Source organism: Bacillus crepusculi, from assembly GCF_014764715.1.
In the GTDB taxonomy this organism is placed as follows: domain Bacteria; phylum Bacillota; class Bacilli; order Bacillales; family Bacillaceae; genus Bacillus.
In genome coordinates this window covers 48,974-63,157 of record NZ_JACXXE010000005.1, presented here as the reverse complement: position 1 = coordinate 63,157, position 14,184 = coordinate 48,974, and the positions used below count along the sequence as shown (strand labels likewise).

Below are 14,184 nucleotides of genomic sequence, written 5' to 3'. Positions count from 1 at the left end.
CACCATTATAACAAATCATTCACATCACTGCGTATTCACCCGCTTTGATTGAAGGAAAGACGGCAATCGTTTCTTTACATCTACTGCTTCCTGCTCACTCTCAAACTCTACCTTTTTAAAGACCTGATAGGCCAGCCACATATGCCCATACGCGAGTATGCTCACGCTAAAAAATGGCACGATCCCTGGCAAATAAGCAAATAGGACAAACAGCACAGCCGAGAAAGCGAGCATAGAGAGCGTATATTGCAAATAAGAGATACCAAGCAGGAGGGAGAATTTCAAATAGAGCCGCTTTTTCCAATCGTAATGAGCAAGCAGCGGAAAAATATAAAACAAGCTGACAAGAAACAGAAAACCAAAGATATAAATGGCAAAGCGAAGCACATGTAAAAACCAGCTCGTCGGATAAATATAAGCAAGGTCTACATAAATAATGGTCCCAATCATAAGCAGCACCATGCCTATTAGATTAGAGCGTACAAACTCCTCGCGGTATACCTTCCAAAAGATGCGGAATACTTTGATTTGCTCGTGCCCTTGTATCCACTTTCTCATCACGGAAAATAACGCAGTGGTCGCTGGCATGAACCCAAAGATCCCAAGCCCCAAGATTGTGAACAAAAGCCATAGCAAATTCGTATAGGCGAGCCGCATCACCCACTCACACATCCGCAGCATTCTGCTCATTGATCCATCATGGTCCATTCTCATCCCTCCTCTCTTTCTCGTTACACCGTCTCTTTTTGAAACAATTCCTCTATTTCAATTGGGCGTTTTTCTGCGACAGAGCGCCACATGCCTTCCCCAAGTGCAATTGAATAAGCACCAGCCTCTGCTCCTGCTGAAATATCATAGGGAATCAAGGGATCTTTTCCTAAAAATAAATCTGCCAACAGCAGTGGATCTCCGCCTCCATGTCCGCCAGGCTGTTTCACGACTTCTATCGTTTCCTTTGAGCCAAACATCGGGTAGTAAGAAATGGTTTGCTCCGGGAATTGAAAAGGAATTCTAGATGGTACATGAAATTCATTTGTTTCAATGCGTCCCTTCGTCCCGTTTATCGCAAGACGGTAACCCTCATATGGTGCTGAAAATTGAATCGAATAGCTGAGCAGAGCCCCTTGGTCATATGCCACTGATGCCACATATGTATCCTCAATGTCAATGTCCTGATCAAAAATACAGGCATCTGGGCGATAATTTGAGTACTGCTGCGTTTGCTCCTGACCGGATTCGATATGGTCGTCCTCCACCTTTGAGCGTTCTACTCTCGGGTTCCACCTTGCTTCATAATGACATGTATCTTTCACATGACATGTTCCGCAATACCGGTTTTCCTTATCCTGCAATGGATTCCAAGGACTTTCGTTTCCGTAATAATTCAGCGCCCCGTAGGCAAATACTTGCTTTGGTTTTTGGTCTATCCACCAGTTGACCAAATCAAAATGGTGGGTCGACTTATGAATGGACAGTCCGCCAGAGTATTGACGCGTGCGATTCCACCTTTTGAAATAACTAGCGCCATGATACGTATCAATCAGCCAGCTCAGTTCAACAGATGTGACCCTTCCAATCTTTCCTTCTAAAATGAGTTCCTTCACCTTTCGATGAAATGGATTGTAGCGATAATTAAAGGTGACCGTCACCTTCCCTTTGCTCTCTGCCTCTTTATCCATTACTTTTTTGGCGTCTTTTGCTGTTGTTACCATTGGTTTTTCTGTGATGACATCGAGATCATGGTCAAGCGCCTGTATGATATACGTGACATGCGTATCATCCCGCCCTGCCACAATGACAATATCTGGATTTGCTTCCTTCACCATCTGATGAAATGCATCCTCATGAAAAAATGAGACCCCTCTCAGTGATGGAAAACGCTCCTGACAGAGTGTATACCGCTGCTCATCTATATCTAGAAGCCCCGTGATTCTGTAATCCTCATTGAAATCCTCTGTGAGCGGCTTGATAAACATATTGAAAGCCCGATGACTGAGCCCACAAATCACGACCCGTTTCACATTCCCCACCCCTTTTCCTATCGATTTTCACGAAGCTGTTTCATAAGAGACAGCGCCTCTTTGGACTTGTCAGCATACACGGGAATGAAAGCGACCATATCGCGGTGCAATCGAAAGGTATAGCCGTTTAGCTTTTTCGTCCCTTTCTTAATTTGTACCGCATAATCAACCGTTTTCCCTGTCTTTTGGTCCTCGACTGTATATGGTCCCGCAGCTTCATCATCTACTTTCATCTCTTCAAGCGGCTGAAAGCTTTCTGGATCATCATAAGTTCTAAACATTTCTTCTGGGACAAGCATCACATCCCCCTCTTTTGCGGTGATTTCAACAAGAAGCTTTTCAGGAATCGCCGGGAAGATATGGACGTTGTATGTCTCTTTTTCTGGCTGAAAAGCCTTCTCCACTAATTGATCTTTCATCCCCTTTGACATGTCCGAAAAAATCAGCACATCGATACCGTTTGTTTTTCCCTGACAGGCTGACAAACAAAAGACAGCGATGAAACTGATGAGACATGCCGCAGCTCTTTGATGCCTCTTCATGCCTTTTGAAAAACGGACAGCTTCTCTAGCTCAGTCAACGCCATAATAAAAGCGCCTGCCCCGTGCAAGTCATTTGTACTCCGCTCTCTTCCAACGTAGTAATCATAAAATCCCGCAGATGTTCCGATACAAATATCATTGATCGTAAAATCACCATTTTCCTTCTCCGCCGTCTTATGCTGAATCAAGCCTTGATATGCTTTGACCACATGATCGACATAACGAAGGCTTACATACCCTTCATTCATCGCTTTTGCCATAGCATACATGAATAAACACGATCCGGAGCTTTCAAGCCAATTATCGCTATGATTTCCTTTATCAATGATTTGATGCCATAGTCCTGTCTCATCATCCTGATACTTGGCCACACTTTCAAGCATGTCTGTCAGTGTTTCCTTCCACACCTTCCGCCCTTGATGCTGCTCTGGCAGATCCTCGATCATATCTGCTAATGCAAGGACATACCAGCCAAACGATCTTGCCCAAAACTCCGGGGAACAGCCGGTTTTTTGATCTGCCCATGGCATCGCTTTACGCTCATCCCAGGCGTGATAGTACAGACCTGTTTTTTCATCTTTTGTATGCTTTCTCATGAGGTGCTCTTGGTGGATGACCATATCCACGAGTGCCTCTTCACCTTTGAGCTGGGCATATTTCAAGGCAAAAGGACCGCCCATATAGAGACCATCCAGCCACATTTGATAAGCATAATTGTCTTTATGCCAAAATCCGCCCTCAGACGTTCGATTGAGCGTACGATAAAGTCCCCGTAGCTTCTCCGCAGCCAGCACATACCGTTTCTCTCCCGTTCTTTCGTAAAGAGGGAATAAAATGAGTCCTGCCTGAATCGCATCAAGCTCATCTCTGCGGAATAACAGATTTCCATGCTCATCAATGAGCGCGTCTGCATAGTCTTTCACGTAATCAAAATACGCCTCATTCCCCGTTGCCGCGTATAGCTTCATCACACCGCAAAGGAAAACGCCTTGATGATAATGCCATCTTCCAGCTGGTGGCAGCTCAATTGGTGTATGCGCTTTCATAATCGTTTGTGCTAATTTCTCTGCATGCTCAAGTGGTGATCCCTTTTCAGTCGATAATGTCATTCTTCTCATCTCCCCTTTTTAGTAAATACCTTCTTCCCCGAATTTCTTCGCTAAACGGTTCGCCAGCATGACCAAAATGAGTCCTACGGCTGCTTTAAATAAACCAACAGCGGTACTATAGCTGAATTGGCCCTGCTTGAGTCCAGCTGTATAGACATACGTATCAAAAATCTCCGCTACTTCCCGGTTCGTTGCGTTCAGTAATAGATAGACATGTTCAAAGCCAAGCTCTAACGTATCACCGATTTTCAAAATAAGCAGGACAACAATGACACTTTTAATCGCTGGCAGGGTGATATGCCACATCTGTCTCAGTCTGCCGGCTCCATCCATTTTCGCTGCTTCGTATAGCTGCGGATCTACTGCTGTAATCGCCGCAAGATAAATAATGGTTGACCAACCCGCTTCTCTCCAGATTACCTGCAAAATGTACATGGGTCTAAACCATTCTTGACTAAGAAGGAAGTTAATCTTTTCTCCTCCAAAGAAAGCAATCAATTCATTAATTAATCCACCATCTACCGTTAACAAAACAAAAGATAAGGACACGACAATCACCCATGACATGAAGTGAGGAATATAAATCATCGTCTGAACAAATTTCTTAAACAATGCCAACCTGACCTCGTTTAAAAGAAGGGCTAATAGGATTGGAATCGGAAAGAAAATCACGACATTCATGGCAAATAAAATGAGCGTATTTTTTAATAAGATGAAAAAGGTTGGTTCTGTAAACAATCGAATAAAGTGTTTGAAGCCAACCCACTCACTGCCAAGAATACCGAGAAACGGCTGGTAATCTTGAAAGGCAATAATGAGTCCCCACATTGGCACGTATTTAAACACTATGAAATAAATGAACCCTGGCAAAATCATTAAATACAAAAACTTTTGACTAAGCAATTGATTAAGTAAGCGCTTTCTATTTTCCTTTTTCAAAGCTGCCGCAGGCACACCCTTGGCAGTGACATCCTCTGTTTTCATTGATAAAGCCTCCCCTCATGCTGATGCATGTGTTAACTGTATCTTAAGGATGAAAAATCCGTCTACAATCATATCATCAGATCATATTTCCTTAGGGGAAGCTACTCAAAACGTTACATAAAACATGAGAAAATGATCCTAATCTCAGAAAATGATTATTGACAAACCTACCAGATTTTTGGATTAATAAATAAAGGGGGAAAGATTGTTTCGTTTGAAATGGGGGGTTTTATGAAAAGAAGGCAATATAAATTTTATTACAAGCTTGTGACGTTTTTTTTCATGCTTAGTACGATTCCTGTTATCATAGTCGGTATTTTTTCTTATCAGCATTCGCAAAAAGCAGCACTTGAAAATATCTCAAATGAAAAGCTGGACAGCGTCAAACAAACGCAATCCAATATTGAGCATATTTTAAAAACAGTTGATCATTCTCTCACTCACTATGTCAGTTCACCGCCTCTCCTTCAAACACTGACAGAACCTTTAAATCCAGACCAATTCCAGCTTTATAATCAAGTACAGCAGGAACTGAACTACCTGCAAACCTTTGACACCGATCTCTCCAATATCACACTTGTTAGTAAAATAGAGGATTGGTACATGAACAATTCCGGGCTTTATCATGTCACAAGCGGAGAGCAAGAAAAAGCGTTAGCCTCTTACCTCAATATTCCGAGTCATTCCAGCTGGGCACTTGAAGAGAATAACCCACTTGTTGCGACTAAAGAAGGAAAAGCGTCCTTTTGCAAGTATAATGTGAACTTAATCAAACAACTGCCCATGAACAGTGTGCAAAAAAAGGGGATCGCCGTCGCCAGCATTCCAAGCTGCGTGATTGCTGACAACATGCCTGACTTCTCTCAATCTGATAGTATGTTTGTCATTGATACAAACGGAAAAGTGCTGCTACATAATCGCAAAGAACAAATCGGTGAATCCTTGAAAAATCAAGATTTCGTCAAGCGTGTGCTGTCACTTGAAGATCAATCAGGGCAATTTGACATGAAAATTGATGAACTGAACTATCAAATTACGTTTCAGAAATCAGACTATAATCAGTGGACGTACCTATCCTTTGTCTCTATTCCAGAACTCAAGCAACAAACGAAATCAATTGGGTGGATCACCTTTATTATTTGCTTTATTTTGTTAGCGCTTTCATTACTGTTTTCATGGTTTGGGTCCAGGCACTTTTATAAACCAATCCGCTTATTATATGAGTCATTTGCCCGCAATGAATCATTTTTGCATAAACAGCCCTTCCAAAATGAATTCGAGTTAATCGAGTCGAGTATTAAACAAATGAAAGATCAAAACAATGATTTAGAGGAACGCATTGAGCAGCAAGTGACCCACTTACAGCAATACTTTATGGTGCGCCTGCTCCTTGGAAAGCTGACGGAAGAAGAGATTAACAACCGATTCCAAAGTTTAGGCTTCCCTCGTGACTGGTCTCATTTATCCATGCTTGTCACCCAAATCGATACGCTCAAAGGAACACCATATGAAAAAAAGGACGCTGACTTGCTTTTATTTGCCATCAATGGACTGATTGAGCAGATTATTCCGCAAGATGAGCACCTTCAACCAACTGTTGTTAATCAACATCAAACGACGATTGTCCTTAACCAATCGAAGTCAGACGAGGAATTCACTGAATATTTAAATCAATTAGCAGAAATCATTCAACAGCGCATCGAGGAAGAGCTTGGCTTGTCTATCAGTATCGGCATTAGCCGCCAGTTTAAGGAGCTCACGATGGCAAAACAAGCTTATATAGAAGGGAAAGAAGCCTTAAAATACAGACTCAAAGCAGAGAAAAAATCCATCATCTTATATGAACATATCAAGCAAGGAAAGACCTTTAAAACCCATTTCCCCAAACAGCTACAGCATGATTTATTTGATGCCATTAAGGCCGGAGATCAAGGAAAGGCGGATCACTATTTACATGTGCTCCTGCAATCCATTTTCTCTAAAAATGCGGGACCGCACGAATACCATATCGCCCTAGCCCGTTTTTTAAACAACTTAATTGAGCTGATGCATTTGCTTGGCATTGAATTATTTGAGGTCGAGGATAACAAAATGCTCTATGATACGATCTTTGAGTTTAAAACCTTTGAAGATACAGAGGCATGGCTAAAACATGAGATCATTCGGCCGATGATTGACCAGCTTGCCGCACGTGAGGACTCTCAATACAAAAATATTTCAGAGAAAATCATTCATATCATTCACCAAGAATTTGACTCAGATCTCACCTTGGATGAAATCGCTTCACGTCTGCATTACAATCCGAATTATTTAAGCAGTATTTTCAGAAAGGAAATGGATATCTCCTTTAGTGAATATCTCTCATCTTACAGGCATCATGTCGCCAAAAACTGGCTTGTAGAAACCGATATGTCCGTCAAAGAAATTTCGGAGAAGCTGAAATATAAAAACCCACAAAATTTCATCCGTTCCTTTAAAAAGCTCGAAGGCACGACCCCTGGGAAATACCGTGATCAGAAAAAAGGCATTTAATATAAAAGAGTCCCGCTCTTACAAGCAGCGGGACTCTTTTATTTAAACTGTTCATTTAAGATGCTGTCTTCCAGCACAGATAGCGGTTCTCCATACACACGTTCAATATGAGCTGCTCCCCAATCACATAACGCATTGAGAATTCTTTCAAGCGATTGTCCGTATTCACTTAATTCATACTCCACTTTAGGCGGCACCTGTTCATACACAATCCGGTTAATCACCCCGTCACTTTCAAGCTCTCTTAGTTGCTGTGTGAGCATTTTTTGGGTGATATTTGGCATGAGCCGCTTCAATTCACTCGTGCGTTTTTTTCCATGTGTCAAATGACATAAAATCACACACTTCCACTTCCCGCCAATGACCTCAAGCGTTGCTTCTACAGAGATATTATACTTTTTCTTTTCCATCGAATTTCACTCCTATTTGTACGGGACAGGCACTTTTTAGTACCTATATTACAAAAAAGTACGTACTTTTTTTTTCGTCATCTATGTTAGATAATAACTCATGCCGATCGGCTTCGTCTATCAACAAGTCATCACAGAAGGATGTGAACCTATTTATGAAGAACCGACAAAACCACTTTGCCCTTCTCGCACTAGCGATAAGTGCTTTTGCTATAGGAACAACTGAGTTCATTAGTGTCGGGCTTTTGCCGATGATCTCAGAGGACTTTGAGGTGAGTGTCAGTCAGGCGGGCTGGACCGTCTCCTTATATGCGCTTGGCGTGACCTTTGGTGCACCTATTCTGACCTCACTTACTTCAACCATGAAGAGAAAGACATTACTTTTGCTCATTATGCTCGTCTTTTTAATAGGAAATACACTCGCCACCATTGCCCCAACTTTTTCAGTGCTGTTAGTCGGGCGAGTGATTTCAGCCTTATCCCATGGAGTCTTTATGTCCATTGGCTCTACGATTGCTGCAAGCCTTGTGGTGAAAGAAAAGCGGGCAAGCGCCATTGCAACTATGTTCACTGGTTTAACAGTAGCGACTGTAACAGGAGTGCCATTTGGGACATTTATCGGACATGAGCTCGGCTGGCGGACATCATTTGGGGTCATTGTCATCATTGGCCTGATCGCACTCATTGCCAACTATTTTCTCGTACCCTCTCAATTAAAGCAGGGCACGAAAACAACGTTTAAGGATCAAGCTGTTTTATTAAAAACAAAAAGAATCTTGCTTCTATTTGTTATTACAGCAACAGGATACGGAGGAACCTTTGTCGTCTTTACGTATTTATCCCCTCTCTTGCAGCATGTGACAGGTCTTGCGCCTGGGACGGTTGCCTTGATCCTGCTTTTATACGGGATGACCATCGCAGCTGGGAATGTCATTGGTGGAAAAGCTGCGAATAAACAGCCAATCAAAGCACTGATCTATATGTTTGTCATCCAAAGCATCATCTTGTTTATCCTTAGCTTCACTGCTGGATTGATGATGCTTGGGATTGGAACCGTGATGCTAATGGGGCTGTTTGCTTTCATGAATGTACCTGGCCTCCAAGTAGCCGTCGTTGATTTTGCAGAAAGGTACACACCCGGAGCAGTCGATGTCGCATCCGCTATGAATATTGCTGCATTTAATGCTGGTATCGCCATCGGCTCATTTTTAGGCGGCATCGTGACAGATACACTTGGGCTTGTGCATACAGGCTGGGTCGGCGGCATCATGGTGCTCACGGCAGCATTTCTCACGATGATCAGTTTTCAAATGGAACAAAAAGAACACAATCAAACCATCTAAAGGAGTTGTCAATATGAATCATTTACAAAGTACAAAAACATTAAACAATGGGGTCCACATGCCAATCTTCGGCCTTGGTGTATTCAAGGTTGAAGATGGAGCTGAATTAATTGAAGCTGTCAAAACAGCCATTCAATTGGGCTATCGCAGTATTGATACAGCGGCTATTTATGACAATGAGGAAGGTGTTGGACGAGGCATACAACTTGGTCTAGCAGAAGCAGGACTGCGCCGTGAGGACATCTTTGTGACATCAAAAGTGTGGAATGCCGATTTAGGATATGAAGCCACACGAAAAGCGTACGAAGAAAGCTTGAAAAAACTTCAGCTCGACTACCTTGATCTATATTTGATTCATTGGCCGGTTGAAGGGAAATACAAGGAAGCTTGGCGTGCGCTAGAAGCATTGTATCGTGAAGGAAAGGTAAGAGCCATCGGTGTGAGCAACTTCCAGCCGCATCATCTAGACGAGCTAATAAAAGATGCGGACATAATACCAGCTGTCAATCAAGTGGAGTTTCATCCAAAGCTCACGCAGGAAACACTCTACACGTATTTGAACACACGCGGCATTCAAATGGAAGCCTGGTCACCACTGATGCAGGGAGAGCTGCTGCATCATCCGCTCATTACGGAGCTGGCAGACACATACAGCAAAACACCTGCCCAAATTATTTTGCGCTGGGATGTGCAAATGGGTGTCATCACCATTCCAAAATCAACGAAAGCACATCGCTTAAAAGAAAATGCCGATATATTTAATTTTGCTTTATCTGATGAGGATATGAGGCGCCTTTCTGACTTAAATGAAAACAAACGTATTGGGCCAGACCCAGATCACTTCGACTTTTAATCATAATGAAAACACCCCTGCTTTTTAATAGTGCGGGGGTGTTCATATTGATCATTTTGATTTCTTAAAAGAAGCTTCATATTCCTCAATGATTTTATTTCCACCATTTGATTTCCACTTCTCTACATCTTTCTTAAATTGCTCTTCGTTTATATCACCAAGAATGAACTTATAGGTCGCATCATCGATGATTTTCTTCAATTCATTTCCTCGCTCTGATGCCGTTTCTGAATACAGGCTTTCAGCAGGATTTGCGACAATGATCTTCTTATTATCCTCTTCTAGCTCTTCATATTTTGTACGAACCGCATCCCCTTTATTTTTTAAGTAGCGTTTATCAATCGCTACTAGGCTGACAAGCGGCTGTACATCTGTCTGCCAGCTTTTCACTTGGCTTTCTTCTCGGACAAATGTATTTCCTTCTTCTTTCTTATAATGCTGACCATCTATACCGTAAGTCATTAGACCATATACATCTTCTTCGGCAATGCGATCAAAGAAGGCCAAAATCCGCTTTAACTCCGCCTCAGATTTCACGCTTGTTTTAGGGAATGCGAAGATGCCATTATGACCACCTGATGCCCACACACGCTCTTTGCCGTCTGGTCCTTTGATTCGGTTGAGAATATCCACTTCCATGTTTTTATCTGTCGCATCATCTCTCAGGTTCACCGCATCTACCATATTTCCAACATAGATGCCTGCTTTACCTTGTGAGAATAATTCCTGCTGCTGCGTTTTGCTTGTCACTGGGAAGTCTTTGTTGATATAGCCATTGTCACGCAGCTTTTTCATGTATTTCATTGTATTCATATACTCATCTGTCATAAAGTCTGGCGTGAATTTGCCGTTTTCTTCTTTCCAGTCTGTTGGCATTCCTTCATATGAACCAAGTGTTTTAAATGCCCCGTAAATCAAATCGTTTCGATCCGTAAAGCCAATTGTATCAGCTTTTCCATTTTGATTCGGGTCTTTTTCCGTAAAGGCTTTGGCTACTTCATATAGATCATCCAATGTTTTTGGTGTATCCAAATTTAAATTTTCAAGCCAATCCTTTCGAATGACAATCCCTTGTCTTGAAAGTGGTCTCTCTCTATAAATACCATATAGCTTCCCATCTATAGAGGCGTTTTTATTAATCAGTTCGTTCATCTTACTTAAATTTGGATAATCCTTTAAATACGGACCAACTTCCCAGAACATGCCTGATCTGAACGCATTAATAGCAGACGAATTTTTAATGTCTTGAATCGTGACAATTTGCGGGAGGTTCCCTGCGGCAAGTGCGGAATTTAAACGATCTTCCTTCACAGCATCAGGCACCCACGTAATATCAAGCTCTGTATTTGTGAGCTTCTCAATCTCTTTTAACACTGAATCCTTCGGCGGCTGCTGATGATACAAAATGGCCATCCATGTCAGCTTTACCTTTTTGTCTAAATCAACCTTCTCATCTGATGAGTTTGCTCCTTTACTTGAGCATGCTGACAGAATACCGCTTGCTGCAAATAACAGCACAAACGCAATCAACCATAATTTCTTTCTCCCCATAAGATCCCTCCGTTGTTCCATCTTTTTAACCCTTTACAGAACCTAGTAATGCCCCTTTGTTGAAATGCTTTTGAATAAATGGATAGACAAGCAGAACTGGTATGGTCGCCACGACAATGACAGCCATTTTAATCGTTTGGTCTGGCGGTGGTGTGGATGAGCCCATATCTGACATATCTCCCTGCATTCCGCTTGATACAATCACGATCTGCCTCAGCAATACCTGGATCGGCCATTTCACTGAATCATTTAAATACAGGATAGCAGTCATGTACGTATTCCAATACGTCACGGCATAAAAAAGTGAAATCGTCGCAATGGCTGGTAAAGAGAGGGGAAGCACAATTTTAAAGAAGATCCCTAAATCGTTACAGCCATCCATCTTCGCTGATTCCTCAAGGCTTGCTGGGATGTTTTGAAAGAAGTTTTTCAAAATGATCAAATTGAACGCATTGATGGCGACAGGTAGAATTAGTGACCAATACGTATCAAGCAGCCCAAGTGTTTTCACAACAATAAACGTCGGGATCATCCCTCCGCTAAACAGCATCGTGAAGACAACGAGAAACATGAGTGTTCTCCGGCCTTTTAACTCCTGGCGACTCAGCCCATACGCCATGAGTGAGGACAAAAACATGCTGACAGCTGTTCCAACGAGCGTCACGAGAATGGACACAATGAGGCTGCGATACACAATATCTGTAGAAAAAATATATCGATAGGCCTCAAGAGAAAACGTCGTCGGGAACAAAATAAACTTCTTTGAGATGACCTCCTCTACCGTAGCAAACGAGGCGGCAATGACATGGATGAACGGGAGCACACATATTAATGCGAACATGAGTAGAAAAGAGTAATTAAGTAAATTGAACAATCGGCCTTTAATAGAACGATCTATGTTCATCACGCCCTTTCTTTGTAAGCGTTATCATTTCGTCCGAAAATAAGCTGCAGCCTGTGACGATATCGTGATTAAAATGTAACAAACGGGGAGAGAAAGCGTCTATAATCATCTTGACAGACCAACCGGATGGATCATGCCGGTCGTGCTTTTATGCTCATGAAACAAAAGAATAGGATCATGAGCTAATGAGATGATTATGCCCTAAGCCTGATCATTTTCTTCAAGGATTTCCGACGTATTGACATCTGGTCTGTAGCCTAACTCCTGCTTCGTTTTTTCAGTAGACCATGGCTTTTCTTCGTTTTCTGATACGGCATAATATGTCCCAAAGGGAACTTCTGTTTCAATCGCTGCCTTTGTCATGCCAACAAGATCTTCATGTGAAAGCAGCGTTCTTTTTGTTCTTTTATTCTTGTGTAATGCCTCCATTTCATCTGTTACAACCGTTCCAATCCGCAAATTGATGACAGATATCCCCGTTTGATCGTGGAATAAACGCCCAAGCTGTTCGGAAGCAAATTTCAAAATGCCATACACATTTTTTGTCGCAGGCACATCATTAGTCGTAATATCTCGCCCAAGAATGGAGTGACCGTCCCTTTCATAACGATCTGTCACATGGTTACTGCTTGCAAAAATGACCTTTGATATGCTGAGCCGTGCAGCTGAACGAAACATATGATAAGTGCTCCTCCAAAACACATCATTCATTTTTGAAAATTCCTCATGATTCATCACGTCATGCGTCATGCCCATGTTGAGAAGGTGGATGATGACATCTGTATCTCGCGGAATCGCCTCATATAATTGTTGCTCATTCGTTGCATCCGCTAAAATGACTTTTTCTACACAGCTTGTCTGATCAATGATGTGGATGCTGTACTCAGAAGAAAGCGCCTTTGTTAAAATACGTCCAATCACACCGCACCCGCCAATGATGGTGATGTTTTTCATCTGTCTCCCCCTTCCTTTTGGCGTAGTATGTCCAAGCATTTAATGATTACAGCCACTTTTTCATAAATCGTATGGCTTCGTGACGCATTGCGGCTGTTTCAAAATGACCTGCATGAAAACCAACAAGCTGATACCGTTCTTTCAATGAAGCAGCTTGATAGGTTTGACTCAATCCCTTTTGAATTCGTCCAACGCCTTCAGCAGGCGTGAGCTGATCGAGTTTTCCAACTAGGCTTAAATGCGGTCTTGGAAAAATCATTTCCTGGATATCCGTTGCTGTAAAATGCTTGGCTAAGCTTGGTACATAGTAGTAATAGCCATGCCGGTCTAAATTGTTCGTTTCAATCAATGTGTGATGATCGACCTGCGCGCAAAGATCGATACACACACTGACCCTCTCATCAAGTGCTGCTGTCCACCATGAAAGAAGACCACCCATTGACATCCCAAAAACGGCTAACCGGTCTGGCAATACATCGGATCGAGACAGCAAATAATCGACTGCACACATGCTTTCATACAGCATCATGCCCCACATCACTTTTCCTGTTAAAAGCATTTCCTTAAAAATTTCACTTTCCGTTCTACCTCTTCTTTCACCAAAACCTGCATGATCAATGGCCAGGACACTATATCCTTTTGACGTGAACTCTTTTGCATATGAAGGCGTTTGCAAATAATGAGCACCCTTTAACAGCTCTTCCTTTCCATCCACGTAATTTGCGCCATGCGAGTGCTGAAACAGCACAACAGGTCTTTTTTTCACTGTATCCTTTGGCTTCACAAAATAAGCAGGCACTTCCTCTACACCATGAATAGAGAGAATGAGTGTTTCGACTAAATAAGATTCACGTTCCTCAATCTTTAACGTATAAGCCTCCACGCGATGACGTTCTGGCATTTCTCCTAACAGACTGAGCAGCTGTTCACGTTTGCTTTCCTTTTCCATTGACGTCACTCCTCATTTTCTTGATCACCTGT

13 protein-coding genes are annotated in these 14,184 nt (G+C 42.3%); 3 read left to right on the top strand and 10 right to left on the bottom strand.

The window, feature by feature from the left end; translation table 11 throughout:
* Nucleotides 1–24: 24 nt before the first annotated feature.
* From IEE86_RS10715 to IEE86_RS10695, 5 genes are read right to left on the bottom strand one after another with little or no spacing between them, the layout of a single operon-like run.
* Nucleotides 25–708, bottom strand: a complete 684-nt coding sequence (locus IEE86_RS10715) for a YesL family protein (protein WP_191097217.1) — start codon at nucleotides 706–708, stop codon at nucleotides 25–27.
* Between the two features lie 23 nt (nucleotides 709–731).
* On the bottom strand, nucleotides 732–2,021 hold the full coding sequence (locus IEE86_RS10710) for a Gfo/Idh/MocA family protein (protein ID WP_191097216.1): 1,290 nt from the start codon (nucleotides 2,019–2,021) through the stop codon (nucleotides 732–734).
* Nucleotides 2,022–2,038: 17 nt separating this feature from the next.
* A complete protein-coding gene (locus IEE86_RS10705; protein ID WP_191097215.1) occupies nucleotides 2,039–2,563 on the bottom strand; it encodes a lipoprotein YteS in 525 nt (174 codons plus the stop codon).
* Nucleotides 2,560–3,672, bottom strand: coding sequence for a glycoside hydrolase family 88/105 protein (locus IEE86_RS10700; RefSeq protein WP_191097214.1), 1,113 nt, complete (start codon nucleotides 3,670–3,672; stop codon nucleotides 2,560–2,562). Before IEE86_RS10700 ends, IEE86_RS10705 begins: the two co-directional genes overlap by 4 nt.
* A gap of 18 nt (nucleotides 3,673–3,690) precedes the next feature.
* A complete protein-coding gene (locus IEE86_RS10695) occupies nucleotides 3,691–4,656 on the bottom strand; it encodes an ABC transporter permease (protein ID WP_191097213.1) in 966 nt (321 codons plus the stop codon).
* Nucleotides 4,657–4,887: 231 nt separating this feature from the next.
* Between IEE86_RS10695 and IEE86_RS10690 the strand changes: the two genes are divergently transcribed.
* Nucleotides 4,888–7,188, top strand: coding sequence for a helix-turn-helix domain-containing protein (locus tag IEE86_RS10690; RefSeq protein WP_191097212.1), 2,301 nt, complete (start codon nucleotides 4,888–4,890; stop codon nucleotides 7,186–7,188).
* A 38-nt stretch (nucleotides 7,189–7,226) separates the two neighbouring features.
* On the opposite strand, the gene IEE86_RS10685 is transcribed toward IEE86_RS10690, so the two are convergent.
* On the bottom strand, nucleotides 7,227–7,598 hold the full coding sequence (locus IEE86_RS10685) for a winged helix-turn-helix transcriptional regulator (protein WP_003217763.1): 372 nt from the start codon (nucleotides 7,596–7,598) through the stop codon (nucleotides 7,227–7,229).
* A gap of 155 nt (nucleotides 7,599–7,753) precedes the next feature.
* On the opposite strand from IEE86_RS10685, the gene IEE86_RS10680 reads away from it, so the two are divergent.
* Entirely contained in the window at nucleotides 7,754–8,941 is a 1,188-nt protein-coding gene (locus tag IEE86_RS10680; protein ID WP_411955694.1) for an MFS transporter, read from the top strand.
* A gap of 13 nt (nucleotides 8,942–8,954) precedes the next feature.
* Nucleotides 8,955–9,794: an aldo/keto reductase gene (locus tag IEE86_RS10675; RefSeq protein WP_191097210.1), complete on the top strand. Its 840-nt coding sequence runs from the start codon at nucleotides 8,955–8,957 to the stop codon at nucleotides 9,792–9,794.
* Between the two features lie 51 nt (nucleotides 9,795–9,845).
* On the opposite strand, the gene IEE86_RS10670 is transcribed toward IEE86_RS10675, so the two are convergent.
* The 4 genes from IEE86_RS10670 to IEE86_RS10655 form a co-directional block, all read right to left on the bottom strand.
* Nucleotides 9,846–11,345, bottom strand: coding sequence for an extracellular solute-binding protein (locus tag IEE86_RS10670; protein WP_191097209.1), 1,500 nt, complete (start codon nucleotides 11,343–11,345; stop codon nucleotides 9,846–9,848).
* A gap of 25 nt (nucleotides 11,346–11,370) precedes the next feature.
* Nucleotides 11,371–12,231, bottom strand: coding sequence for a carbohydrate ABC transporter permease (locus tag IEE86_RS10665; protein WP_191097372.1), 861 nt, complete (start codon nucleotides 12,229–12,231; stop codon nucleotides 11,371–11,373).
* Nucleotides 12,232–12,450: 219 nt separating this feature from the next.
* Nucleotides 12,451–13,203, bottom strand: coding sequence for an NAD-dependent epimerase/dehydratase family protein (locus IEE86_RS10660; RefSeq protein ID WP_191097208.1), 753 nt, complete (start codon nucleotides 13,201–13,203; stop codon nucleotides 12,451–12,453).
* Between the two features lie 46 nt (nucleotides 13,204–13,249).
* Complete coding sequence (locus IEE86_RS10655; protein WP_191097207.1) at nucleotides 13,250–14,152, bottom strand: alpha/beta hydrolase family protein; 903 nt, start codon at nucleotides 14,150–14,152, stop codon at nucleotides 13,250–13,252.
* Nucleotides 14,153–14,184 lie beyond the last annotated feature (32 nt).